Source organism: Nonomuraea sp. NPDC049750, from assembly GCF_040659625.1.
In the GTDB taxonomy this organism is placed as follows: Bacteria; Actinomycetota; Actinomycetes; order Streptosporangiales; family Streptosporangiaceae; genus Nonomuraea.
This window is the reverse complement of record NZ_JBFANB010000011.1, coordinates 1-25,194: the sequence shown is the minus strand read 5'-3', so window position 1 is coordinate 25,194 and position 25,194 is coordinate 1. Positions and strand designations below refer to the sequence as shown.

Below are 25,194 nucleotides of genomic sequence, written 5' to 3'. Positions count from 1 at the left end.
CAATATACATCCGAAGACAGCGCAGGACGGACCCCCTGCCTCAGGTGGTTTATCCGATGGCCTCCGCGTACGCCCGGTCGAAGCCCGCCAGGACGGTCGGCCAGGTGCCCGCCGACGGCGGGACGGCGCGGTTGTGGGCGATCATGCGCTGCCGCAGCTCGGGATCCGTGGCCAGGCGGGCCACGGCGGCGGCCAGGTCGCCAAGGCTGCGGCCGAGCAGCCCCTCCGTGCCGTGCCGGACGAAGTCGGCCACCCCGCTCTGCGCCCGCGCCACCACGGGAAGCCCGGCGGCGCGGGCCTCCAGCGCGGCGATCCCGAACGACTCGCGTGGCGCCGGCGCCACGAACACATCGGCCGACTCCAGCACCTTGGCGATCTGCTCGCGGGTGTAGCGTCCCGGCAGCGAGACCCAGCCCGTCATGCCGTGCCGGGCCAGGTAACGCTCCATCTGGGCGCGCGCCGGGCCGTCGCCGATCACCGTGGCGCGCAGCGGAATGCCCGCGGGGACCCGGGAGCGCACCATGTCGAGCAGCTTGAGCAGCCGGACCGGCTGCTTGCGCGGCGCCAGACGGCCCACGGCCACGACGTGCACCTCCTCGCGCGGCTCCGGCGGCGACCCGGAGAACAGCCGCCAGCCCGACAGGTCGAGGCCGTTGGACACCACGTGCACGGGCACCCCCTCCCCCGCGACCGACCGGATCGGGGCCGCCGCCGCGTTGCTGACCGTGGTGGCCACCAGCCCCCAGTCCTGCCAGCCGTAGACCAGCCGCAGCAACCGGTAGACGCCGCGCGTGACGGGATCCCACATGCTGTGCACGGTCACGACGCAGGGAATCGCGGCCCGTTTCGCGGCCCGCACCCCCATCCAGGCGAACGGCGAGACCGCGCCCATGTGGACGTGCACCACGTCGGGCCGCGTGGAGGTCAGCCGCCGCGTGAGATGTCCCACTCCGAACGGGTGAACCGGCAGGTCGAAGGGCATCCTGGCGACGATCCGGTGCACGCCGGGCAGCGCCTCTCCTTTGGTCGCGGTCGCCACCTCGACGGCGTGGCCGGCCTCGCGCTGCGTACGCACGAGGTCGGCGACCTGAACCTCGATCCCCCCGAGTCGCGGCAGGTAACAGTCACTCACGTGAAAGATCCGCACCCCTCCCAGACTAATCTGGGCGTTGTGCCTCCACGTACCGCTGTGTTCTTCCACGCCCATCCCGACGACGAGGCCCTGCTGACGGCAGGCACGATGGCGATGCTCGCGGCCGAGGGACACCGCGTGGTCCTCGTGGTGGCGACCGCCGGCGAGCGCGGCCTGGCCGAGATGGGGCCGGGCGAGGAGTTGCGCGCGACCCGGCTGAAGGAGCTGTACGAGTCGGCGGCCCTGCTCGGCTGCGCCCGCGTCGAGTGCCTCGGCTACGGCGACTCGGGTCTGAGCCCGCAGGGCGGCAGCGCCGAGGAGCGGCCCGACGACGCCTTCATCGACGCCGACTCCGAGAAGGCCGCCGGAAAGCTGGCCGCCATCCTGGAGGAGGAGCGGGCCGACCTGCTGTCGATCTACGATCCGGCGGGCGGCTACGGCCATCCCGACCATGTCCAGGTGCACCGGGTGGGGCGGCGGGCGGCGGAGATCGCCGGCACGGCGGTCGTGCTGGAGGCGACGGTCAACCGCGACCCGCTGGTCAGGCTGCTGAAGCTGGCGGGGAAGCTCTACCGGTTCCCGCCCGAGTTCGACGTACGGACCTTCGAGAGCGCCTACTCGTCGAGTGAGACGATCACCCACCGGGTAAATGTCCGGAAATATGCGAAACAGAAGCGGGCGTCCATGTCGGCGCACGCCTCCCAGGCGACCGGCGGCGACAGCGACCGCACACTGGCCGTGATGCTCAAGGTGCCCGGCCCGCTCTACCGGCTCGTCTTCGGCACCGAGTGGTACGTACGACGTGATCTCCCACCCGGCACCCGCCTCAATCATCCTCTGGACCAATGGCCGAAATAAGTCCCCAGTATGATCCGAGCCGCCCCCGCGAGCGGCAGACTGTACCGCGATGAAGAACAGATGGCTCCAGATCACGCTGTCGGCGCTCTCCCTGGCGCTGGCCCTGGCCCTCGTGGTCTACCTGCCGCAGATCGTCCACTCGCTGACCGGCAAGCCCGTGTCCTGGCGCGAGATCGGCGCGCTCTTCCACAGCCTCAGCTTCGGCACCATCGCCCTGATGACCGCGGCCTGGCTGCTGAGCCTGCTGGCCTACACCTTCGTGCTCACCAACTCACTGCCGGGTCTCAACAACCTGCAGGCGCTCTCGCTCAACGCGGCGGGCAGCGCGGTGAGCAACCTGCTGCCGTTCGGCGGCGCGGCCGGGGTGGCGCTGACGTTCGCGATGACCAGGGGCTGGGGCTTCGCCAACCGCTCGATCGTGGTGATGACCCTGGTCAGCGGCATCTGGAACACGCTGTTCAGATTCATCCTGCCCGCCGTCGGCATCATCGCGCTGCTGGCGGCCGGCAAGGCACCCAACCCGACGGTGGCCAAGGCCGGCTGGGTGGGCGCGGTGTCGATCCTGGCGCTCTGCCTGGTGGTGGCCGCTGCCCTCTACTGGGACCGCGCCGCCGCCCTCCTGGGCAAGGGCCTCGACTTCCTCGTACGCCTGCTCAGGCTGAAGTTCCACGCCTCCGAGGCGCTCGAGCGGCTGCGCAAGGACACCGCCGAGATCGTGAGGTCGCGCTCGATCGGCCTGTCGCTGGCCATGATCTTCTTCCTAGGCTTCCAGTGGGCGATCATGGTCGTCTGCATGCACGCCACCGGCGCCTATCCGGGGCTGGCCCAGTCGATCGCCGTCTTCGCCCTGTCCCGCGTGCTGACCAGCGCGCTGGTCACGCCGAGCGGCGCGGGGATCATGGAGAGCGGCGTGGCCGCGCTGCTCTACGCCTTCGGCGTGGCACCCGCCCCGGCGACGGCGACCGCACTGCTTTTCGGCTTCTGGACTTACACTATCGAGATCCCGTTCGGCGGCCTCGCTCTAGGCGCGTGGGCGCTACTGCGCAGGCGCAACGCCAGGAACGCCGACGCGGAGCCCCCGTCCGCGATCTCGAAGGCCCCCTAGTGACAATCCCAAACCGAACAGGCGTTAATCAATCACGGCCCTTGTGCCTGATTCGGAAGCCCGCATAGCGTGGCGGCTGACATGGTGGCGTTCCGAGTTCTGGGGCCAGTCGAGGCGTACGAACACGACGACGAACTCGACCTCGGCGGGTTGCGGCAGCGGGCCGTCCTCGCCCGACTTCTCGTGGCCAGAGGTCAGGTCGTGCCGGTTGACACGCTCCTTTACGACTTGTGGGATGACGATACGGCCAAGGGAGCCCAGTCGGGGCTCCAGGTTTACATCTCCCGGCTGCGCCGGGTGCTGGAGCCGGGCCGTCCGCGGGGCGGGCCCAACCGCCTGCTGGTGACCGTCGCCTCCGGCTACGCGCTGCGGGTGGCGCCCGACCAGGTCGACGCGCTCAAGTTCGAGCAGTTGGTCAGGGCGGCGGGCGAGCACCTCGAGGAGGGCGATCCGCAGTCCGCGCGCGCCCGCCTGGAGAAGGCGCTCGGCCTGTGGCGGGGCACTCCCTATTCCGACTTCGCCGACCAGCAGTGGGCGGAGGCGGAAGTCAACAGGCTGACCGAGATGCGGCTGGTGGCGCGCGAGCGGCACGCCGACACCGGGCTGCGCCTCGGCCTGCCCGCCGAGACCGTGCCCGACCTGGAGGCGCTCACCACCGAGCACCCGCTGCGCGAGGAGGGCTGGCGGCTCCTCGGCCTCGGCCTCTACCGCTGCGGCCGGCAGGGCGACGCGCTGGCGGCGCTGCGCCGGGCCAGGGGCATCCTGGCCGACGAGCTGGGCATCGACCCGGGGCCGGCGCTGCGCAAGCTGGAGTCCGACATCCTGGCCCAGGCGCCCGAGCTGGAGCTGAGCGTCGCACCGCGGCCGTCCAGGCCCGTGCAGGGGCCCACCGACACCTGGCCGCCCCGGCCCGCCGCCCCGATCGAGCCGCCGCCGCTGGAGCCCGAGCCGTTCGTCGGCCGCGACGCCGAGCTGGCCAGACTCACCACGGCCGCCGCCCGCACCGGCAGGTTCCAGGTGGCGATCGTCGCGGGCGTCGCGGGCGCGGGCAAGACCACGCTGCTGCGCCAGCTCGACGGCAAGCTCACCGGGGACGGCTGGATCACCGCCTCCGGCGCCTGCCCCGACTCCAGCGCGACACCGCCGGGCTGGGCGTGGGTGGAGATCCTGCGCGCGCTGGTGGGGATGACCGGCGCGGGCGAATACGCCCAGTTGCTGGCGCCGCTGCTCGACGACGCCGACCCCGATCCCGACGACGACGAGGCGTCCGGTGGCTTCCGGCTGCACCGGGCGGTCGGCGGCTACCTCGCGGGAGTGGCGCGGCGCGCGCCGGTGCTGCTCACGCTCGAAGACCTCCACTGGGCCGACGACCAGACGCTGGCGCTGCTGCGCGCACTGCCCAGCCTGCTGGCCACCAGCCGGGTGCTGCTCGTGGTCACCTGCAGGGAGAGCGAGCTCGACGACCGCCAGTCCGACGTGCTGGCCGCGCTGGCTCGGCTCGGCCCGGTGCGGGTCGGGCTGTCCGGCCTCGACCCCAAGGCCGTGGGCGAGCTGGTCAGGGCCACCTGCGTGCGCGAGATCGACGAGGACGCGGTCGAGTCCATCGTCGAGCGCACCGGCGGCAACCCGTTCTTCGTGCGCGAGACCGTACGCCTGCTCGACTCCGAGGCGGCGGCCGACCGGGCCAGCGCGATCGAGGTGCTGTCGCGGGTGCCCTCCGGGGTGCGCGACGTGCTGCGGCGGCGCATCTCCCGGCTGCCCGCCGGAGCCCAGCAGATCCTGCTGCAGGCGGCGGTGATCGGCCGCGACGTCGACGTCGACGTGCTGGTCGACGTGGCGGGCGACGAGGACGCCGTGGTGGAGGCGGTCGAGGCGGCGCTGCTGGCCGGGCTGGTGACCGAGCCGGGGCCCGGGCTGCTCAGGTTCGATCACGACCTGGTGCGCGACACGATCTACTCCGACGCCTCCCGGCTGCGCCGCACCCGGCTGCACGCGGCGGTCGCGGCGGTCATCGAGCGGCGCACGCCGTCCGACGTGGCGGCGCTGGCACACCACTACTTCCTGGCCGACGCCGCCGAGAAGGCCGTCCACTACGCCGGGCTGGCCGCCGAGCAGGCCGAGCGCAGGTTCGCCCACCGCGAGGCGGCCACGCTGTGGGAGCAGGCCATCGCGGCGTTCGACCGCACCGGCGGCGACACCAAGGACCGGTTGCAGCTCATGCTCCGCCAGATCAGGGCCCTGGCGCTGTGCGGCGACATGACCGCGGCGCGGCTGCTGCGCCGCCAGGCCATGGACTCCGCGCTGCCGCTGGGCGATCTGGAGATCACCGCGCGGGTGGCGGCCTCGCTCGCCGTCCCGCACAAGGGGATGGCCCGCGACTTCACCCGCACCGCGTGGGAGATCGTCGACGTCACCGAGAAGGCGCTGATGGAGCTCCCCGAAGGGGAGCAGACGCTGCGCGCGAGCCTGCTCACCACGCTGGCGCTGGAGCTGGAGGGCTCCTCCTCGCCCGAGCGGGGGCGGCAGGCGTCGCTGGAGGCGCTGGAGCTGGCCAGGCAGAGCGGCGACCCGACGCTGCTCGCGGCGGCCCTCAGCGGGCGGCTGCGGCAGTCCTACGACATCCCGGCGGTCGACACCCGCGAGAGCATCGGCCGCGAGCTGCTGGAGGTCGCCCAGCGCTCCGGGCAGATGGCCACGCAGGCGCTGGCCCACCTGGTGCTGCTCGAATGCGCGGCGGCCCGCGGCGAGTTCGCCATCGCCGACGAGCACGCCGCCGCGGCCGACCGGCTGGCCAGACAGTACGACCTGTCGGCGCCGGCGGCCGTCTGCGCCTGGTATTCCGGTCAGCGGCTGATGATCACCGGCGACTACCGCGGCGCCGAGCGGGCCTACGCCGACGCGGCCAGGATGACCGAGCGGGCGGGCATGCTGGAGGGCCGCCAGGACCTGCCGCTGATCACCACGTTCTGCCTGCACCTGGTCGACGGCCGGGCGGCCGAGACGGTCGAGCTGCTCGCCGCGGCCCATCAGCGGGGCGCGAAGTGGACCCTCGACGCCTACGCGCTGGCGCTCGCCTCCGCGGGTCGGGTGGCCGACGCCAAGGCCGTGGCCGCCGTACGCCCGCCGGTGCGGCCCGACTTCCTGTACGAGCTGGCGATGACCTGGCGGGCGCTGGCCGGGATGCTGCTCGACGACCGCGAACGGATGATCGACTGCTACGACAAGCTCAAGCCGTTCGCCGACCGCGTCGCGGGCGCCGGCACCGGGGTCGTGGCGCTCTGGCCGGTGGCCCTGACGCTCGGCGACCTGGCGGTTCGGCTGGGTCAGCCGGACGCGTCGCGGGCCCACTACGAGAAGGCGCTGGAGGTGGCCGAGCGGGTCGGCGTGCCGCGCTGGGTGGAGGCGGCGCGGCGGTCGGTCAGCAACTCACCTGGAAGCGGTCGCTCTTGATGGTCTTGGCGCCCTCGACGGTGAGCTCGATGCGATACCAGCCAGGGTTGTTCGTGATGCTGGGGTTCCAGCGGACGGTCTTCGTGTTGCCGGCGAAGCCGTCGTAGTCGACGAAGTAGGAGTGCCAGGTGTTGCTGCCGGGGCTCCAGCGGGACAGCTCCCAGCCGTACAACACGGTGTGGTCGGGCTCGGGGTTGACCACCACGCTGCGGGCCACGAACGTCTTGACGCACCCGGCCTCGCCCGGCAGCGCGCTGACGCTGATCTTGCCCGGCTTGGCGGCTTCGGGCCTCCGGGCGGTGGTCGGGGAGGTGATGGGCAGCTCGCGGGCCGACAGGGTGACCGTCTGCGCCGGGTGCGGCGCGGAGTTGGCGGTGTCGTAGGCCGAGAAACCGACATAGGCTCCGGTGAAGGCGAGGGCCGCCACGAAGAGCTTGGCCGTGCTGGCCGTGCCGGAGGCCAGAACCGCGGTGCTTCTCGTTGCCATGATCAACACTCCTTCTTGCTTACCTACAGTGGTACGCGAAGGTGGTTGAACCCTGGTTGTCGATGAGTTGCACCCTGCTGTGGCGACGACTTGCCCCTTCAACTAAGGTAAGGCTGACCTAAAGCACGCGACGGGGGTGTGGGGTCCTGATGCGACAGCTGGCGTCCACCATCGAACCCGTGGGGCCGATCTGGCTGCTGATCGTGCTGATCATCGCCCTGTTCGGCGCGTTCCAGGCGTACTACTGGATCGGCCGCAGGCTCGGCGAGAAGCTCTACGACTCGCGCATCGGCGTCCGCCTCGGCCGCGAGCGGATCGCGAAGGTCGAGCGGGTCGTGGAGAAGTGGGGCGCGTTCGCGGTCTACGGGTGCTTCTGGGTGCCTATGCTCCGGCACACGCTGCCCTGGGTCGCCGGAGCCCTACGCGTCTCCTATCCCTGGTACCTCGTGGCCAGCGCGCTGGGCTGCCTGACCTGGCCGCCCGTCTGGTGGTTCGGCCTGAGCGCGCTGATCTGGGCCTGGCTCCAGGTCGCCGCGCGGTCGCCGATCACGGCGGCGGTCCTGGCGGTGCTGTTCGTCGGCGGAGTGGTCGGGTTCGTCGTGTGGCGCCGGAAGAAGCGGGCGGACAAGGTGCTGGCCGCCTGAGTGTCGTCAACTTGGGACAGAGTTCGGCATATTAAACAGTGATCACCTGCGACCATGTCGGCATGCATATTGGGGGTTTCATCGGCGGCGCCGCACTCGCCGTGGTCGTGGGGATCTCGTCGCCCGCAGCGGCCGCGCAGGCGGCGGACCCGCCCGTTGTGGCGGCAAAATCAGCGTATGTGGTCGATTCAGCGGGAACGATCCACTTCAACAAGCGGGAGACGAGCCGCGTCCCGGTCGCCAGCCTCGTCAAGGTGATGACGGCGTACGTGGTGCTCCGCGAGGCCAAACTGGGCGACACCATCACCATCACCGCGGCTGACGTCAAGCACGCGACCAAGTACGGCGGCACCACCGCCTCGCTGAAGAAGGGCGAGCGGCTCACGGTCAGGGACCTGCTGTACGGGCTCATGCTCCCGTCGGGGGCCGACGCCGCCAACGCGCTGGCCAGGACGTACGGGCCGGGCAACGCGGCATTCGTCGCCAAGATGAACGCCGCGGCCAAGACGCTGCGCCTGGCCGACACCCGCTACACCAACGCCGACGGCCTGCCCGTGCCCAGCAACGGCGGTTACTCCACGGCCGTCGACCAGACCAAGCTGGCGCAGGCGGCGCTCCGCGACACGACGTTCAAGACGGTCGTCGGGCGCGAGGTGCACAAGGTGGCCAAGACATCCGCGCACCGGGCGCACACCTGGCGCAACTCAAACAAACTGCTCACGCAGGCTGACGGCGTGCTGGGGGTCAAGACCGGCTACACGAACGCGGCGGGCTACTGCCTGCTGTTCGCGGCGGAGCGCGGCGGCAGGCAGGTGGTGGGCGTGCTCCTCGGTGACCAGGACGCGCGCCGCTTCAGCACGGCCGAGAAGCTGCTCGACTACGCGGGCGAGCAGATCGCCGGCAGCTGATCCCACGGCCCGGCGCCTGATCCCACCGCCCGGCGCCTGATCCTCCGGCCCGGCGGCGACCTGCCAGGTCATCGCCGGGCCGCGACCGCTCGGGGGCAGGTGCCGGGATCGAGGCGATCGGCGGTCCAGCGCAGGGTGTGCGCCAGCCGTAGCCGGACCCCGGCCCTGTCGGGCGACCGTTTGACCGGCGCTCCGGGGAGCGCCTCTTCCAGAGTGTGTCCATGACCCATCGCGGTCTGGTGCGCGAGGACTTGCATGGCATCCATGACTTCCTCCTTAATCGATTAAGAGCTTAATTGATTAAGAAGGGCCAGGCAAGGCCGGGCGATACGGTTGGCAGATGGCCAGAGTCACGCTGCAGACGATCGCCGACAGGCTGGGCGTGTCCCGGGCCACCGTCTCCTACGCCTTCTCCCGGCCTGACCAGCTCAGCGACGGGCTACGGCAGCGGATCATGGAGGTGGCCGACGAGCTCGGCTACGCGGGGCCCAATCCGACCGCACGGTCACTGCGGCTGGGCCGGGCCGGGGCGCTGGGTCTGCTGTTCAGCGAGACCCTCGCGTACGCCTTCGCCGACCCCTACGCCATCGGCTTCTTCCAAGGGCTGGCCACTGCGGCGGAGGACGCGGGCGTGGGGCTGCTCATCCTGCCGCTGCCGCACGGCGACAGGCGGACGGAGACCGTACGCGACGCCGTGGTCGACGCGTTCTGCGTGGTCTCGCTGCCCGACGGGCATCCCGCGCTGGCCGAGGTACTGGGCAGGAAGCTGCCCGTCGTGGTGGTCGACGAGCCCTATGTGCGCGGCCATCCGTTCGTCGGGATCGACGAGCCCGCGGCGGGGGCGCAGGCCGCCCGCCACGTGCTCGGCCTGGGGCACCGGCGCGTCGGCGTGGTCATGGTCGGGCTGCACGACGACGGCTACACCGGCTGGGCCGACGTCACCAGGCAGCGGAGCGCGGTGTTCGAGGCCATGCGCGGGCGGCGATGCGGCTACCAGGCGGCGTGCGAGGAGGCGGGCATCGACTGGGCCGGGGTGCCGTTCTACGAACTGGCCCGCAACTCCCGGGAGGCGGGCAGGAAGGCGGGCCACGCGCTGCTCGGCCGGGACCCGCGGCCCACCGCCGTCCTGACCAACACCGACGTGCTGGCGCTCGGCGTCCTCGACGCGGCGGCCGACCTCGGGCTCGACGTGCCGCGCGACCTGTCGGTCGTCGGGTTCTCCGACAGCGCCGCCGAGCAGGCCGGTCTTACCACGATCAGGCAGCCGCAGCAGGAGATGGGCGCGGCGGTCGGCCACCTGCTGCTGGCCGGCACCGGACACGGGCAACCGCCACCACTCGCCGAGGACGGGCGATTGCTGTTCGCGCACGAGCTGATCGTCCGCGGCTCGACCGCCGCGCCCGCTGTCTGACCCGGCCTCGCGTACGACCGGGCGGCCCCGCTCTCGGCGAGGCGACGAGAGCGGCGAGGCGACGAGAGCGACGAGAGCGGCGAGGCGGCCGGGACCGCGGGGCCGTGGGGCGGCGCCTCAGCCGCGGAGGAACCCCTGGTAGTCCTTGTCAGCCACCTCACTGCATTTATCCCGATATACGCCGACACCGCCGACGTAAGGCATGAAGACCCGAGGCTTACCGGGGATGTTCGCCCCCATGTACCAGGAGTTCGCCCGCGGAAACAGCGTCAGCGCCGCGATCTCGTTCACCTGCCCCACCCACGCGTCCTCGGCCTGCGGATCCGCGTCGATGACCTGCCCGTCCAGCCGCTCCAGGCACTCGGCGATCCACTCCACGTGCTGCTCGATCGAGATGATCATGTTGCTCAGCACCGACGGACTCCCCGGCCCGGTGATCGTGAACAGGTTGGGGAATCCGGCGCTCATCAGCCCGAGATAGCTCCGGGGCCCCGCCCGCCATTTGTCCCGCAGCGACAGCCCGCCCTCGCCCCGGATGTCGATGGCCAGCAGCGGCCCGGTCATCGCGTCGAATCCCGTCGCGTACACGATCACGTCCACCGGATGCTCACGCTCAGCTGTACGCACGCCGCCAGGGGTGAGCTCCTGGATGGGCGCGGTCCTGATGTCGGCGAGGGTGACGTTCGGGCGGTTGTACGTGGCGTAGTAGCCCGTGTCGACGCAGAGCCGCTTGCTTCCTATGGGGTGGCCGCCGGGAAGGAGCAGCTCGGCCACGGCCGGGTCCTGGACCGTGGCCCGGATCTTGCCGTGGACGAAGCCGGCGGCCGTCCTGTTCGCCTCCTCGTTGGTCAGCAGGTCGGAGAACGAGCCGAGGAAGCCCAGGCCTCCCCGCTCCCAGCGCGCCTCGAACTCCTGCCTCCGCGCCTCGTCCGTCACCGCCAGGGCGGAGTCGGGGTTCGGGCCGGCCAGGAGACCGCTGTGGGAGGTACGCAGCTGACGGCGGAGGTCCTGGTGGTTGGCCTTGAACCACTGGTCGTACTCCGGCGACAGCGGCCCGTTGTGCGCGGGGACGCTGAAGTTGGGCGTTCGCTGGAACACCGTCACGTGCTCGGCGCTCTCCGCGATGACCGGAATGGACTGAATGGCCGACGAGCCGGTGCCGATCACCGCCACCCGCCGCCCGGACAGGTCCACGCCCTCGGCCGGCCACCGTCCCGTGTGATAGCTCGGCCCTCGGAAGGAACCGGGCAGAGCGGGCAGGTTGGTCACCGACAGGCAGCCGACCGCCGTGACGAGATAGCGGGCCGACAGACGCTCGCCACCGCCGGTCTCGACGCTCCAGACGCCGGGCGCCTCCCAGGACGCGGCCGTGACGCGGGTGTCCAGCTGGATGTCGGGGCGCAGGTCGAAGCGGTCGGCGACGTAATCGAGGTAGCGGAGGATCTCGGGCTGGGCGGCGTACCGCTCGGTCCAGGTCCATTCGCGCTGAAGGTCCTCGGCGAAGGAGTAGGAGTACTGCAGGCTCTCGACGTCGCAGCGGGCTCCGGGGTAGCGGTTCCAGTACCAGGTGCCGCCGACGCCACTGCCCGCCTCCAGGACGCGGGCGGCCATGCCCAGGCCGCGCAGGCGGTGGAGCATGTACAGGCCGGCGAATCCGCCACCAATGATGATCACGTCGTGGTCGGTCGATCCTGCGGGCATCGCGCCTCCATCGGCGATCGAGATGGACCTCCCCTCTAGAAGAACACGGCCCGTACGAGGGAGCACAGCGGTTGCCGATCAACCGGGCTCGCCACGCCGGACGGTCAGTCGTTCCACACCGCCGCGACCTCGGCGGCGAGCTCGACGCCCCGCTCCCGGCCGGCCCGGGCGGCCGGGGCGCGACGCGCCGGATCCAGCAGATTGCCGACCGAGCGGCCGATGATCGAGCGCCAGGTCTTCGGATCGGGCTCGACCAACGTGACGCGCGACCGCCGGCCAAGTCCGGCGATCTGCTCCGTCACGCCTTTCATGACGCGACCGCCGCCCCGGGTCATCGGCGCGATGACCACGACCCGGTCGTACCCCGTGGCCAGGTCGACGTTGGCCGCCGAACGCAACCCGCCGTCGATGTAGCGGTGCCCGCCGATGGTCGCGGGAGGCCGCACACCCGGAGCCGCGGTGCTCGCCGAGACGGCCGATACGAGGTCCACGCCGCTGCCCCCGTCGAAGTCGACGGGCTCTCCCGACTCGGCGTCGACTGCGGTGATCACCAGCCGGGTCCGCGGCCAGTCGGGCACGTCGCCGAGCCACCTGGCGATCTGCGACCGGCGTTCCTCTTCAGACCCGGTCCTGGCCGCCAGCGCGATGCGGCCCATCCGGGCGCCGAAGTCCTTGGCGTTCTTGGCCCTGCTCAGCTGCCACACCAGGCGGAACACCCCGAACGGTGACACCTTCGGGATCGGCTCGCCCGCCGGAGGGGCGATCTGCCTGCCGTACATGTCCTCGACACCCATCCCGCCGGCGAGTTGCGCGCCGACGAGAGACCCGCCCGACGTACCGACAACGAGATCGGCGTCACGCAGGTCGACGCCCTTGGCGGCGAGGCCCGCCAGGACCCCCACCTCCCAGGCGATCCCGACGACGGCGCCGCCGCCGAGAACCAGTGCTCTACTCGTCAACGCGATCCCTCCCGTCCGTGAAACCGCAGAATCCGTTCGACGACCAGCTCGGGAACCTCCTGTGGCACGCCGTGCCCGACACCCGGCACGATCTCCGCATGACGGAGCGTGGCGATCAGCCGCCGGGCCCGCGCGAGCGCGCGGCGCGGCCGTAGCAGCCTGCTGCGACCTCCCAGGATGAGCTGCGTGGGCACGGTGATCCGCCGCAGTTCCTCGTCGGTGTACGGCCCCGCGGGGCTGCGATGCGGGCGGAAGCCACGGACGCCGAGCAGGACCGGAGCCATGATCTCGGCTCGTTCGACGAGCGCGTGGTCGGCCAGCAACCGGGCCAGCCATGGCTTCCAGGATCTCGGCGCCCGCATCGCGAACAGCGCCGCGACCAGCGCGAGGAAGAACCGAAGCGGCACCTTCTCCAGGCCACCCGGGTCGAGCAGGGTGAGCGCGCCCGTCCTGCTCGACCCGTACACGGCCGGGCCGAGCGCCAGCCAGCCCCCGTACGACTGCCCGACCAGATGGACCCGCTCCAGCCCGAGCCCGGCCAATACCTCCTCAAGGCACGCGGCGCCGTCGCGAGCCCCCGTGATCGGGACCCGCTGCACGCTGCCCCCCGGATCGTCGATGATGTCGATCGCGTAGACCGGATGCCGTACGCCGAGCCGCGCGACCAGGCCGTACCAGGTGGAGGCGTTGGCCCCGTGACCGTGGAGCAGGACGATCGGCGCGCCGGAGCCGGTGCCGTGGCGGTAGACCCGGACGGCGCCGAACCGGGTCTCCACGTCGAGAGGTTCTCGTTCGGCGGGCCACAGGGCCATCGCTTCCTCGTATGCGATCAGGAACGCGTCCCTGATCCCCGCGTCGATGAACCGGCCTACCTGCCCGCGGCTACCACCTTCGGCCATTCACGCCTCCTGGTACAACCGTATCGGGTACAGTCGTACCAAGTCTAGAAGGAGTTCCGAGATGGCCCGCAAGGATGACCGCGAGCAGCGTCGGCGTGAGATCGCGGACGCCCTCCTTCGGGTGGCCGGGACAGGAGGGTTGCACGCGGCCACGATGCGTGCGGTCGCCGCGGAGGCCGGGGTCTCACTGCACCTCGTGCAGCACTACTTCGCGACCAAGGAGCAGCTGATGGCCTTCGCCCTGGAGCAACTGGTCGCCCGGATGGCCGACCGGCTCAAGGAGCGCTTCGCGGCCATCAGCCCCACTCCGCGCGAGGTGGTCGAGGCCGTTCTGGTGGAGGCGCTGCCGACAGATGCGCAGAGCCGGACGTTCCACCTGATCTACACCTCCTACGCGGTGCTCGCCATGACGGACCCGGCGCTGGCCGCCCTGCCGTTCCTGACGGCGCCCGACGCGATGGAGGAGTTCATCGCCACGCAGCTCGGCAAGGCCGGCGTCGCCGAACCCCGGTTGGAGGCGGTCGCGCTGCTCGCCATGTCGGCCGGGCTGAGCTCTGGCGTGCTGGCGGGCCAGCGCTCGGCCGACGATGCGCTGGCGGCGCTCCGCCACCAGCTCGACCGCCTGTGCCCGAAGGACCGTCCCGAAGATCCGTCCTAGGGTTATCCCCTGGCCGGGCCCTGGGGTGCCCGGCTCGTCACCCGATCTACGCTGGATCCCACCTGCGGCCCGAGGCGCGCGTGGTGGCTTCCTCCATCGAAAGCGGGGGGCTCGATGGTTCAAGCACCATTCGCCCGAGGAGCTGACCGGCAGGTGGGCGATCACCGGCTCTGCGGACGGCTCGGCTCCGGCGGACAGGAAGCCGTCTGCGAGGTCTTCGAAAAGGACGGCGCCCGGGGCGGCCGGCAAGCCGCTCAGGCTCGACCGGATGGAAAGGGCGAAGGCCAGAGCCCGGTTCGCCCAAGAGGTCGCCGCCACCCGCCGGGTGGCGGCGTTCTGCATAGCGGGTCTCACATCCGGATCGATTTCGGGGTCGTGCCCGTCGATGGGCGCAGCTTCAGGCGGCCAGGTGGCCCGATCGGCGGTGCGGGCGGGTCGGCCGCGGGCCGTCCCGTAGGTGGCGGTGGCGGGTCCGTCGCCGCCAGGCAGCCCCGGCACGGCGCCCAGAGGAAGCCCGACCAGGCCGAGGAGCCGTTCCACGCCGAGCCGGTCCACTGCCACGACCAGGCGGTTGTCGCGTAGTAGCGGTCCTCGCCGCAGGCACCGCCCCAGCCCCAGGTCGGGGCGAAGGTGAAGGAGGACGAGCCCGACACCTGCCCGGTGCCGCCGCACTGCGCCCAGGCGCCACCGTCCCAGTAGTAGAGGAGGCTCTCACTGACCTGCGTGGTGCGCCACCGGCTGCCGTCGCGATAGGAGAAGCCGTCGGCCCCGGTGTGAACGCCATCCGGCAGGAACTCCACCCGTGACCGGGTGCCGTGCTCATAGCCGCCCGTGGTGGACGTGGCCCAGCCGTAGCTGAAGATCCAGTAGTCGGGCGGTCCCAACTCCTCGAACGTGGGCTTCCAGATGTAGTCGTCGATGTCCCCGTCGTAGGCGCATTCCCAGGTCTCGCCGCTGACAGTGACGATGTCGTCCTGCGCCGCCTCGTCGCACAGCTTGCCGGGGTAGTCGGCGTACGCGGCGCCCTGGCCTATGGCCAGGGTCGCCGCCACGAGTAAGAGGGTGGTGAGCACGTGCCGCCAACTGCGGAACGGCCCTCTCATAACGTACGCTTCCGTTTTTTCCTCTTGATCATGCGCACAAAGTAACTTCGGCTCAGGAAGCCGTCAAGGGCGTATCTTGACCATCGTTTTCGAATAACTTGCCGATCTGAAGCTATGCCGTCCGCAGCGTGAACCGCACGGTCGCGTGCTCTTCTGAATCGCCGTTGATATCGACCCGGAAGGCCGGATCGGTGCCGTCGGCGTCATAGGAAGTGGCGGCGAGGAACGAGGTGAACCAGTTAACGCGCACATTTCGTGAGTTCAGGCGTCCGTCCAGGCAGTCGCGGGTCAGGTATTCGGCAGACCCATCCGTCCCCACGAAAATATCGCTGGATTCGGATTGCCATACTCCGGTGACACCCTTCGGAATCAGGTCGGGAGGAGTGGACACCCACAGGCCGTGGTCGAGACGAATCCGCATGAGTTTGAGGTCGCAGAGGCTCGACCGATCGTTCGCCAGCTTGACTTCGACGGACACGCGCCCTATCGCGGTGCCCGCCAACTCTAGGACCGCCGTCGCGGCGCCCGCCGACCGTATGGCCGTTGTCGAGATGCCCGCCGACTGTACGGCCGTCGTCACGGCACCCGCCGGCCCCACGACCGTCGTCGAGGTCGCGACGGCCACAGCCGGCAGGCCCACCGTCATCGTCAACGCCGAGAAACAGGCGGCGAGAACCCCGCGGCCGAGCGTCTTCCTGGTCATGACTCTCTCCAGCTCATCGGTGGTGGGCTCATCGGTGGCAGGCGGTGGGCGCGGGAACCCCGCGCCCACCGCTCGGTGAGTCCGCTGGTACTTCAGCGGCCGGGCTGGATTACTCCGGCAGGAAGTAGGTGAACTGCCCGCCCGCGTGGTTACCGCCGCCGATCACGACATTGGTACGGAAGGCGGGATCCGTTCCGGCGGCGTCGCCGGAATTGCCACCAGAGAACGGGTTGTCCCAGTGCGCATGGATCCTCTTGGTGTTGTTGCTCGAGGGATCGCAGTTCTCGGTGATGTAGTCGGCCTCTCCTTCGGTTCCAGTGCCGACCCCGTTCGACTCGGATTCCCAGCTGACGAGCCTGCCTGACTTGATCCGGCCCGGCGGCCGCCGGCTCCACTCGCCGTGGTCGAGCCGTGCCGTGACGAGTACCAGGTCGCAACCTGTGTTGTTGCTCAGGAAGACCTCGAAGCTGATGAACGAGCGAGCGGAGGCGGCGCTCGCACTCGCTCCGGCCGCGGATGCGATCAGGCCGGCCGACAACAGTCCCGTGGCGATGAGGGCACTGCCGAGCCTGCGCATCCCGCGCCTGGTGGTGACTTTACCGCGCATTTCTGTTCCCCTTTTTAGGGTGACGAGCTCCTGACTCCTTAAAGTTAGGAGGGATTCGACCGAGCCCCTATACCCAGACTTGGGGGTGGCCGCGACATCACGCCTGGCGCTATAATTCGAGTTGGCGCTGAATGATGAAGCATTGCGCGGAAGAGAAATGCAGCCATCAAGCACTCCATGTCGCTGAGATCGCCTGGCGCCCTTTATCGGCCACCCGAACGGCCCGGGACAGCGGCCGAAGCTTGGGACACATCCTTGGATCGCCGCTTCGGCGCGGTTCGGCCGACAGAGCGATCAGCGGCCCGGCTCATCGGGACCCGCCCAGCCTCCTCAGCGTGCCGTCCGAGCCGAGCGTCGGTGCCCGCCAACCCGTCCGCTTTATAGCGTTAAAGGATGATATGTCAGTAAAGCGAGGGTTGACCGTAGATGACTGGTAGTAGATAACGGTATTCCGGCACGGGCACCAAACCCGGACCCTCGGAGACGCCGATGACGAGTGTCGCCAGTCCCGCGATGGTCGGACGCGAAGCGCCGTTGCGAGCACTCCTCGGCGCGATCACCCGACCGCCCGCCGTGGCCTTGGTGGAGGGCGAGGCGGGGATCGGCAAGACTCGGCTGGCGCGGGCGGCCATCGACGTCCTGCGCGACGGCGGGCGCACCGTGCTGCTCGGCCACTGCCACCAGCTCAGGGAGCCCTTCCCGTACGGCCCGGTGTTCGACGCGCTGCGCCACGTCGCCGCCGCCCTGCCCGGGACCGAGGCGCTCAACCCGGTGACCGGGGCACTGCGCGGCTACCTCCCCGAGTTGGCCGGGCACCTGCCGCCCTCGCTCCCGCCGGTCGACGACCCGCGAGCCGATCGGCACCGCCTGTTCCGCGCGGTCCACGCGCTGCTGGACGCCGCGGCGCCGGTCGTCCTGGTGGTGGAGGACCTGCACTGGGCCGACGATGGCACCCGGGACCTGCTGCGGTTCCTCACCCAGCAACCGCCCGAGGGCCTGGCGCTGGTGGTGACCTTCCGGCGGGAGGACCTGCCCGTGACCGGACTGCCGCTGGGCCACGCCTACCGGCATCCGCCGGGCGCCAACAGTGTGGTGATCTCGCTCAAGCCGCTGGACGTCGAGGCCGTCAGGACCCTGACCAGCACGCTGCTCGGCCGCCCCCAGGTGACGGCCTGCTTCGCCGCCAGGCTGCGCGAACGGACCGCCGGCGTACCGTTCCTCATCGAGGAGGTCGTCCGCTCGCTGCTCGACGGCGACGGCCAGTTCCCCGGCGGCGTGGAGGAGCCGGAGGCGCTCGACCGCGTCGCGGTGCCGCTGCTGCTCCGCGAGGCGATGGCGGAGCGGCTCGCGGACCTGTCGCCGCCCGCGCTGCGCGCGGTGCACGCCGCCGCCGTGCTCAAGCTCCCCGCCGACGAACCGCTGATAGCCGCCGTCTCAAGCACCCCCATCTCAAGCAGCGCCATCTCAAGCAGCGCCGTCTCAGGCACCGCCGAAGAACCGACGATCGCGCCCGCCGGGGCCGCCCTGCGCGAGGCGCTCAAGGCCGGCGTCCTGCTGGAGCACCCCGACGGCCAGTACGGCTTCCGCCACGCCCTCGCCCAGCAGGCCGTCTACGACGCGATCCCCGGCCCCGACAGGCAGCTCACCCACAGACGGGCCATGGCGGCACTGGCCGCGCTGGACCCCCCGCCGCTCGTACAACTGGCCTACCACGCCAGGCGCGCGGGCGAGTACGAGGCGTGGCGCAGGCACGGCGTCGCCGCCGCGGACCAGGCGGCGGCGCTGGGCGACGTCCCGCTCGTGGTCGAGCTGCTGGAGGGCATGCTGGCCGACCCCAAACTGCCGCGCGAGGCCCGCGGCCCGCTGGCCCTCCAGCTCAGCCGGCTCGCGACGATCGGGCTCTCCCATCGGCGCGCCGTACGGATGCTCCGCCGCATGCTGTCGGACGACTTCCTGACCGGGGACGTCCGCGGCGAGGCCAGGCTGAACCTGGGCGTACTGCTGGCCAACCAGGCGGGCGACATCGCGGCGGGACGCCAGGAGGTCCTCGCCGCGCTCCCCGACCTGACCGGCCGGCCCGGCATCGCCGCCAGAGGACTGGCCCTGCTGGCGATGCCCGCCTGGGGCGGCGAGCCGATCGCCACCCACAAGAAGTGGATGGACCAGGCCGAGAGCCTCCTCGTCGCCGTCGCCGACGAGGACCCCGAGCTGACGGCGACCGTGTACGTCAACAAGGTCACCTTCGCCATGCTCGTGGGCGCGCCCGACGCCTTCGAGCTGGCCGACACGCTGCCCGTGAGCGATCCGTCGGCGGCGATACGCAGGCAGGCCGCGCGCGGCTACTCCAACCTGTGTGACGCGGCGACCGCGCTCGGCCACTACGGCCCGGCCGGCCGGTTCGCGCGCGAGGGCAGGCGGATCGCGGGGGAGACCGGCGCCCTGTACCCCGCCTACCTGGTGGAGGTGTCGTCGATCAAGCTCGACTGGCTGACCGGACACTGGGACGGCCTGCGGGAGCGGGCGCTCGCGGCGGTCGAGATGACCCCCGAGACGCCGTTGCTCAGCGTGGACGCCCGGCTGGTCCTGGGCATGCTGGCGCTGGCCAGGGGCGAGTGGCAGGAGGCCGGCGAGCACCTGGAGGCGGCCGGCCCGCGTGAGCCGGACTCGGCCTTCCTCCCGGTCGCGGCGGCCGCCTCCGGCGGGCTGGTCGAGCTGCACCTGACCCGCGACTCGGTGGAGGACGCGCTGTCGGCGGCCGACAGCGCGGTGAGCAGGCTGCGGCGCAAGGGCGTGTGGGTGTGGGGCGAACAGGTGGTGCCGGCGGCCGTCACCGCGCTGCTCAGGGCCGAGCACCGCGCCCAGGCCGCCGAGCTGGTGGCCGAGTTCGCGGCGGGCGTCGCGGGCACGACCGCGCCGGCGGCCGAGGCGGCGCTGGAGTCGGCGCGCGGCGCGCTGGCCGGAGCGGGCGGCCGGTTCGAGGAGGCCGCCCGCTACTACGGCCGGGCGCGGGCCGCCTACGAGGCGATGCCCAGGCCGTACGGGGCGGCTCGGGCGGCGGAGGCCGAGGCGGGCGCGCGGCTCGCGCTCGGCGACCGGGCGGCCGCCGCGGAGATCCTCACTCACGCGGACGAGCGCTACACCGCGCTCGGCGCCACCCACGACGCGGCACGCTGCCGCCATCTGCTGCGGGAGATCGGCGCGGGCGGCCGGCCGCGCCGGGGTCGGAAGCCGGCCGGCGGGGTGCTTTCGCCCAGGGAGAGCGAGGTGGCCAGGCTGGTCGTGCTCGGCCGGACCAACAGGGAGATCGCCGAGGTGCTGTTCCTGTCGCGCCGCACGGTCGACACCCATGTGGCGCGGGTGCTGCAGAAACTCGGCGTCCGCACGCGTAACGAAGTGGCTCTCCCTCCATGAGCCGAAGCCCTGGCCGGATGACCGGCCAGGGCTTCGGTGTCGTGTGTCAGAGGGTGTCGGGTGTCAGAGAGTGATGCTCCAGGTGTCCAGGCGCCCGGTGTCAAGGAAGTAGTCGTCGGAGACTTCGAGCACCCAGGTGCCCGCCGCCTGCTGGCTCACCGGGACCGAGTACGTCCTGGTGCCGTACGAGGTGCAGCTGGTGCCGCCGGAACTGTCGACCGAGTACCACGTGCCGTTCGGCCCGCGGAGCCGGATCTCGAGATCCTCCGCGCAGGTGTGCGCGATGGTGACCGACAGCTTGACCGGCGAGACCGCCGTACCCGTCGCCGTGGAGGTGATCGGGCTCTGTATGGTGCTGAAGTCGTTGATGGTGTAGTCGGTGCCGTTGGTGAACGTCCTGCCGCCCGAGGTGCTCTGCACCGTGAGCGCGTAGGTCGTGGTGTGCGTCGCCGTCACGCCGGTGCCGGTCACGGTCACCGTGTACGAGCCGGCGGGCGTGGTCGGCGCGGTCGAGATCGTCAGGGTGGACGAGCCGCCCGAGGTCACCGAGGCCGGGTTGAAGGCGGCCGTGGCGCCCGTGGGAAGACCGCTGGTCGCGGCCAGGTTCACGGTCTGCGCGGTGCCCGCCGTCGTGGTGGTGCCGATGGTGGTCGTGGCCGCGGAGCCGGCCTGCACCGTGCCGGACGTCGGGTTGGCCGACATCGAGAAGTCGCGGGTCGCGGTGCCGACCTGGAGGGTGTAGACGGCGGTGTGCGTGGCCGAACCCGCACCGGTGACGGTGATCGGGTAGGAGCCCTGCGCTACCGAGGAGCCGACGGACAGGGTCAGCGTCGAGGAGTTGCCGGAGGTGACCGACGACGGGCTGAAGCTCGCCGTGACACCGGTGGGCTGTCCGGACGCGGTCAGGGTGACCGTCTGGGCGCTGCCGGATGTGGTCTGCGTGTTGACCGTGGTGGTCACCTGCTGGCCGGGCTGCGCGCTACCGGTCGACGGGTTGAGCGAGAGCGAGAAGTCGTTGCCGGGGGTGCCGCAGGCGGGCTCGCCCGACGCCGCCGCCACGCTCACCGCGCTCCACGCCGCCTTGGTGGTGTTGCACTCGGCGCTGTTGGCGCCGAACAGCTCGATCGCCGCCGCGACGGAGGCCGCGCGGGCGTTGGTGTAGCGCCAGCTGGAGGTCTTGCGGTTCAGGGCGCCCAGGTAGATCTGGCCGGCCTTCTGCACGCCGACGCCGGTCACCGATGACGGACCACCGGAGCAGATCGGGCTGGACGGCTTGCCGCCGCCGGGGTTGTTGCCCTCGGCCAGCAGGTAGAACCAGTGGTTCAGCGGACCGGCCGCCGCGTGCACCTCGGTGCTGGGGATCGAGGAGGAGTAGCAGTTCGGGTCGCCGAGCGCGCTCGGGTTGTACATGTTGCGGATCGGCCCGTCGCCGACGAGGTCCACCTCTTCGCCGACCAGGTAGTCCGGCGGGTCGTTGGGGTTGTTGGCGTAGTGCTCGGTCAGGGCGCCGAAGATGTCACCGGTGCCCTCGTTGATGCCGCCGTTCTCGTTTCCGGAACCGGCCCCGCCGGGCGTGGTCTGGAAGATGGCGTGCCCGAACTCGTGCGCCACCACGTCGATGTTGGTGGCCTGCCGGGCGTTGTCCTGGCTGTGGCCGAAGTTGGTGTAGCTGCCGTTCCAGTAGGCGTTGACGTCGGCCAGGCCGACGCGGGCGGGGAAGCCCCTGCCGCTGCCGTTGATGCCGTTGCGGCCGAGCCAGTCACGCAGCATGTCCCACTCGCGCTGGACGGAGTAGAGCGCGTCGACGCAGCCGGTCTCCAGGTTGGTGCCGCTGCCGTTGCCCCACGCGTCGTCGGTGCCGGTGTAGGCGGTGCCGCCCTGCCCGCCGCACTGGATGCCGGGCCTGGTCGTGTCGGTCATCGAGTACGAGCTGCCGGAACCGCTCGTGTTGATGGTGACCTGGCCGTAGTAGTAGCCGTTGCCGCTGCCCTCACGTACGAGGTCGTAGGAGTCGGCGATCTTGCCGGTGCGGGCGTCCACGAACACGTGCTGGATGCTCGGCCGGCCCTTGACCAGGCCGCTGACGACGGCCTCCCAGCTCAGCGTGGGTGTGCCGCTCCAGGTGAGCACCACCAGGCGCGGGGCGGCGGAGTCGTCGACGCGCGAGAGCCGGGTCTTCGCCACCTCGGTGGCCCGCTCCGCGCTGATCGTGGCCGTGGTCCGCACGTCCTGGGCGCTCGGCCCGGCCGCGACGGTGTCGCGGACGTGCCCCGCCGAGTCGGTGACGACGACCGCGTCCCCGCCGACCACCGGCAGCCCCTTGTAGGTGCGCTCGTAGCCGACGAAGTACATGTCGCTGGTGCCGCGGGTGACCGACACGCGGCTGTACGCCTCGTCAGATCCCCTGGCCAGCTTGTCGAGCCCGCTGGAGACGGCCTTGTCGGCGACCGCCGCCGCGAGGGAGGCCGGGTCGGCCGCCGCTCGTGCCTGCGCGCCGGAGTCCGGCTTGCCGGCTCCGGGTGGGGCGGCGTACGCGGTGGGGACGGCGAGAGCCATCGACGCGGCAGTGGCGATTCCCACGGCCGCGGCGGCTAAGGCAGTGCGTTTCACGCGTGGTGCTCCTTTCGGCGTTTCCCGGACGCCGCGGCGTGCGCGCGCACGCCGACCACGCCGCCTCAGGGATCGCCTGGGCCGCGGAACCGACCGGGAAAGGGGGGTGGGTGAGGGAGCGGGTTGAGCGGACGAACCGTTGACCTTGCTGCCGCCAGACGCTAAGCGCTGCGATCAGGCGTGCCAATACGTATGTTCATCGGTAGCCATACCGATCTTTCGATCAGCCCTGGTCAGAGCATTCGAGAGGGACGGCCCCGCATGAGGCCGTGGCAAGCGATCGCAGCCGCCGCCACCACGTTGAGCGAATCCACACCGGCCGCCATGGCCGCCGGGCTCATGGGAATGCACACGGGCTCATCGGCCTCCTGCGACCACCGCGACGAGAGGCCGTCGCCTTCCGAGCCCAGCAGCAGCGCCACCCGATCCGTCATCTTGACCGCGTCCAGCGGCGTGGCGCTCTGATCAGGGGTCAACGCGAGCAGCTGATAGCCCGCGTCACGCATCTGCTCCAGCCCGTTGTACCAGTTGTCCATCCGCGCGTACGGGATGGAGAACACCGCGCCCATCGAGACCTTCACCGACCGCCGATATAGCGGATCAGCGCACCGAGGGGACAGGACGATCCCGTCCACCCCCAGCGCGGCGGCGCACCTGAAGATCGCGCCGACGTTCGAGTGGTCCACGAGATCCTCCAGGACCACCGTGCGCGACGTGCCCGCCAGCACCCGCTCCACCGACGGCAGCGGCAGGCGCTCCATCGACGCCAGCGCCCCCCGGTGCACCTGGAACCCGGCGACGCCCAGCATGGTCTCGTCGCTCACCACATACACCGTCGCGTCCCCGAGCACGTCCGCCAGCGGTTCCAGCCAGCGCGCGGTCGTCAGGACCGATCTGATCGGGTAGCCGGCGCCGATCGCGCGTCTGATCACCTTCTCGCCCTCGGCCACGAACAGGCCGCGCTCCGCCTCCAGGCTCTTGCGCAGGTCCACGTCCCTGAGCCGGGTGTAGTCGGTCAGGCGTGGGTCGGCGGGGTCCGTTACGTAGTCAGGCACCTTCAGATACTGCCACGAGGCGCATGACCTGCCAGACCGCCGCATAGCAGCTGAGCACCAGGCAGAGGCCCACGAGCGTGCCCGCGCCCACCTTGGTGATGACGCTGGCAATGCCGAGTTCGGGGATGGGCTCGTCGATCATGGGCCACAGGAAGGCGCCCGCGACGGTGCCGGCCATGCACAGGGCAAGGACCGCCCGTCGTACGCCCGTGTGGAGCCGCAGCCGGTCGGGGACGGTCGCGGCGCCCATCCGGGTGAGGCCGCGCCAGGCCCACCACACGACGATGGCCAGGCCCACCACCGAGGAAGTGTACTGGAGCAGGCGGAACAGCCTGATCACCCCGAACACCGACACCCCCAGCCAGGGGCCCCACTCGCCGGGGCCGGTGGAGTGGGTGAAGGAGTCCCACAAGACGTGGGAGGCGGCGCCGATCAGGGCGCCGGCCAGGATGGCCGGCAGGTCGCGGAGACGCGGCGGGAGCAGGGTCGCGGCGCGGCCGGCGAGAGCGGGTGGGAGCAGGGAGATCAGCGGCTCGCGGAAGAAGAGGTGGAACAGGGCCAGCAGGATGAGTACGGCGGCCAGGTCGATGGTGACGACGCCGCGCCAGGAGTGCCAGTCGGTGTAGTCGGGCAGGAACGGCAGGAAGATCGGCAGGTCGGGGACCATCGCGCCGATCGCCAGCGCCCATGGGTTGGCCAGCCGCCGGAACCGGGGCGACGACACCAGGGGAAGCACCGCCGCAATGTGACTGGGCGTGAACGGCACCGGCCCCAACCCCTCCCCCGTAGAGCTGATCTTCGAAGATTACCTCGCGAACCTTGAACAAGCTTTGCCCGTGCGCCATACAGTCACTATTAGCAATGGGTAGCTTACTTATCGCTGTCGACGGTCGGGGGTCGGATTCGGAGGCCGCGAACTCGGTCGTATGGCAAGTGCGCGCTTGTGGATGTGGATGGGGTCGTGTGCGTCGAGGTGTCGACTGCGCATCGCTCACATGTTCGACCCGGCAGGTCAACTTCTGGTAATCTAGCGGTCACTTTCGGTGAAGATCTGGGGTGGGTGGCGGATGATCCGGATGCGTCGGTGGGGTGATGGCGTGGATTTGCCGATCTCGTGGTCCGCCCACCGTTGTGGTCGCTGGCCGGTGGGTTTGTCGGCCCGCGTGGTGCAGGGGGCCCATATGGCGCTAGGGGCAGGGCATGGCTGAAGCGTTGCGGCCGATCGCGGCGTCGTTCGTGGCTGCCGGGCCGTCCGGGGTGGCTGTCCGTGATCGGCTCAAGGGTTTGACGGCGCGCGATGAGCAGGTGTTGCGCCGGGTGGGGGCGCATCTGGGTGTGCTGGCTTCGCGGGATCTGGCGGTGCGTTGTCGTGCGGGGCTGGGGCATTCGGCTCAGGCGTGGGCGGACCGTAAGCGGGAGCTGACGTCGGAGTCGTCGTCGCGGTGGGCGGGGGCGATCACGAAGGCTTCCCATGATCAGTGGGCGTTGGCCCG

General features: G+C 71.0%; 20 protein-coding genes and 1 pseudogene. 9 read left to right on the top strand and 12 right to left on the bottom strand.

Annotated features, from left to right (window positions below):
• Positions 1–49 precede the first annotated feature (49 nt).
• Positions 50–1,132 carry a glycosyltransferase family 4 protein gene (locus tag AB0J16_RS27165; RefSeq protein WP_358544502.1) on the bottom strand — a complete coding sequence of 361 codons (1,083 nt, stop codon included), beginning with the start codon at positions 1,130–1,132 and terminating at the stop codon, positions 50–52.
• Positions 1,133–1,171: 39 nt separating this feature from the next.
• On the opposite strand from AB0J16_RS27165, the gene AB0J16_RS27160 reads away from it, so the two are divergent.
• From AB0J16_RS27160 to AB0J16_RS27150, 3 genes are all read left to right on the top strand, one after another.
• Positions 1,172–1,990, top strand: coding sequence for a PIG-L family deacetylase (locus AB0J16_RS27160; RefSeq protein WP_358544501.1), 819 nt, complete (start codon positions 1,172–1,174; stop codon positions 1,988–1,990).
• A gap of 49 nt (positions 1,991–2,039) precedes the next feature.
• Positions 2,040–3,095, top strand: coding sequence for a lysylphosphatidylglycerol synthase domain-containing protein (locus tag AB0J16_RS27155; RefSeq protein ID WP_358544499.1), 1,056 nt, complete (start codon positions 2,040–2,042; stop codon positions 3,093–3,095).
• An 81-nt stretch (positions 3,096–3,176) separates the two neighbouring features.
• Entirely contained in the window at positions 3,177–6,545 is a 3,369-nt protein-coding gene (locus AB0J16_RS27150; protein ID WP_358544498.1) for a BTAD domain-containing putative transcriptional regulator, read from the top strand.
• Here the strand turns inward: AB0J16_RS27150 and AB0J16_RS27145 are convergent.
• On the bottom strand, positions 6,514–7,032 hold the full coding sequence (locus AB0J16_RS27145; protein ID WP_358544496.1) for a hypothetical protein: 519 nt from the start codon (positions 7,030–7,032) through the stop codon (positions 6,514–6,516). The genes AB0J16_RS27150 and AB0J16_RS27145 overlap by 32 nt on opposite strands.
• A 149-nt stretch (positions 7,033–7,181) precedes the next feature.
• Between AB0J16_RS27145 and AB0J16_RS27140 the strand changes: the two genes are divergently transcribed.
• Both AB0J16_RS27140 and AB0J16_RS27135 read left to right on the top strand, forming a co-directional pair.
• The gene (locus AB0J16_RS27140) at positions 7,182–7,676 is read left to right on the top strand and encodes a VTT domain-containing protein (protein WP_358544495.1); all 495 of its coding nucleotides are present in this window, start codon (positions 7,182–7,184) and stop codon (positions 7,674–7,676) included.
• A 62-nt stretch (positions 7,677–7,738) separates the two neighbouring features.
• Positions 7,739–8,584, top strand: a complete 846-nt coding sequence (locus AB0J16_RS27135; protein WP_358544493.1) for a serine hydrolase — start codon at positions 7,739–7,741, stop codon at positions 8,582–8,584.
• A gap of 68 nt (positions 8,585–8,652) precedes the next feature.
• Here AB0J16_RS27135 and AB0J16_RS27130 read toward each other — a convergent pair whose 3' ends face one another.
• On the bottom strand, positions 8,653–8,850 hold the full coding sequence (locus tag AB0J16_RS27130; RefSeq protein ID WP_358544491.1) for a hypothetical protein: 198 nt from the start codon (positions 8,848–8,850) through the stop codon (positions 8,653–8,655).
• A 74-nt stretch (positions 8,851–8,924) separates the two neighbouring features.
• On the opposite strand from AB0J16_RS27130, the gene AB0J16_RS27125 reads away from it, so the two are divergent.
• Positions 8,925–9,995, top strand: coding sequence for a LacI family DNA-binding transcriptional regulator (locus tag AB0J16_RS27125; protein WP_358544490.1), 1,071 nt, complete (start codon positions 8,925–8,927; stop codon positions 9,993–9,995).
• 117 nt (positions 9,996–10,112) lie between these two features.
• On the opposite strand, the gene AB0J16_RS27120 is transcribed toward AB0J16_RS27125, so the two are convergent.
• From AB0J16_RS27120 to AB0J16_RS27110, 3 genes are all read right to left on the bottom strand, one after another.
• Positions 10,113–11,696 (bottom strand): NAD(P)/FAD-dependent oxidoreductase, encoded by a 1,584-nt coding sequence (locus AB0J16_RS27120; RefSeq protein ID WP_358544489.1) that lies wholly within the window; start codon positions 11,694–11,696, stop codon positions 10,113–10,115.
• Between the two features lie 104 nt (positions 11,697–11,800).
• Positions 11,801–12,655: a patatin-like phospholipase family protein gene (locus AB0J16_RS27115; protein WP_358544488.1), complete on the bottom strand. Its 855-nt coding sequence runs from the start codon at positions 12,653–12,655 to the stop codon at positions 11,801–11,803.
• Positions 12,652–13,554 carry an alpha/beta fold hydrolase gene (locus tag AB0J16_RS27110; protein ID WP_358544487.1) on the bottom strand — a complete coding sequence of 301 codons (903 nt, stop codon included), beginning with the start codon at positions 13,552–13,554 and terminating at the stop codon, positions 12,652–12,654. Before AB0J16_RS27110 ends, AB0J16_RS27115 begins: the two co-directional genes overlap by 4 nt.
• A 61-nt stretch (positions 13,555–13,615) precedes the next feature.
• On the opposite strand from AB0J16_RS27110, the gene AB0J16_RS27105 reads away from it, so the two are divergent.
• Positions 13,616–14,212 carry a TetR family transcriptional regulator gene (locus tag AB0J16_RS27105; protein ID WP_358544486.1) on the top strand — a complete coding sequence of 199 codons (597 nt, stop codon included), beginning with the start codon at positions 13,616–13,618 and terminating at the stop codon, positions 14,210–14,212.
• A 350-nt stretch (positions 14,213–14,562) separates the two neighbouring features.
• Here AB0J16_RS27105 and AB0J16_RS27100 read toward each other — a convergent pair whose 3' ends face one another.
• The 3 genes from AB0J16_RS27100 to AB0J16_RS27090 form a co-directional block, all read right to left on the bottom strand.
• Positions 14,563–15,264, bottom strand: coding sequence for a hypothetical protein (locus AB0J16_RS27100; protein ID WP_358544485.1), 702 nt, complete (start codon positions 15,262–15,264; stop codon positions 14,563–14,565).
• Between the two features lie 163 nt (positions 15,265–15,427).
• The gene (locus AB0J16_RS27095; RefSeq protein WP_358544484.1) at positions 15,428–16,018 is read right to left on the bottom strand and encodes a hypothetical protein; all 591 of its coding nucleotides are present in this window, start codon (positions 16,016–16,018) and stop codon (positions 15,428–15,430) included.
• 109 nt (positions 16,019–16,127) lie between these two features.
• Complete coding sequence (locus AB0J16_RS27090) at positions 16,128–16,625, bottom strand: hypothetical protein (RefSeq protein ID WP_358544483.1); 498 nt, start codon at positions 16,623–16,625, stop codon at positions 16,128–16,130.
• A gap of 489 nt (positions 16,626–17,114) precedes the next feature.
• On the opposite strand from AB0J16_RS27090, the gene AB0J16_RS27085 reads away from it, so the two are divergent.
• The gene (locus AB0J16_RS27085; RefSeq protein ID WP_358544482.1) at positions 17,115–20,036 is read left to right on the top strand and encodes an AAA family ATPase; all 2,922 of its coding nucleotides are present in this window, start codon (positions 17,115–17,117) and stop codon (positions 20,034–20,036) included.
• 63 nt (positions 20,037–20,099) lie between these two features.
• Here the strand turns inward: AB0J16_RS27085 and AB0J16_RS27080 are convergent, their stop codons facing one another.
• From AB0J16_RS27080 to AB0J16_RS27070, 3 genes are all read right to left on the bottom strand, one after another.
• Complete coding sequence (locus tag AB0J16_RS27080) at positions 20,100–22,646, bottom strand: M4 family metallopeptidase (RefSeq protein WP_358544481.1); 2,547 nt, start codon at positions 22,644–22,646, stop codon at positions 20,100–20,102.
• Between the two features lie 233 nt (positions 22,647–22,879).
• Complete coding sequence (locus AB0J16_RS27075; RefSeq protein WP_358544480.1) at positions 22,880–23,746, bottom strand: RNA methyltransferase; 867 nt, start codon at positions 23,744–23,746, stop codon at positions 22,880–22,882.
• The gene (locus AB0J16_RS27070) at positions 23,694–24,467 is read right to left on the bottom strand and encodes a DUF4184 family protein (RefSeq protein WP_358544479.1); all 774 of its coding nucleotides are present in this window, start codon (positions 24,465–24,467) and stop codon (positions 23,694–23,696) included. Before AB0J16_RS27070 ends, AB0J16_RS27075 begins: the two co-directional genes overlap by 53 nt.
• 434 nt (positions 24,468–24,901) lie before the next feature.
• Here AB0J16_RS27070 and AB0J16_RS27065 point away from each other — a divergent pair.
• Positions 24,902–25,194: pseudogene (locus tag AB0J16_RS27065) on the top strand (IS200/IS605 family accessory protein TnpB-related protein); the annotation flags it as partial.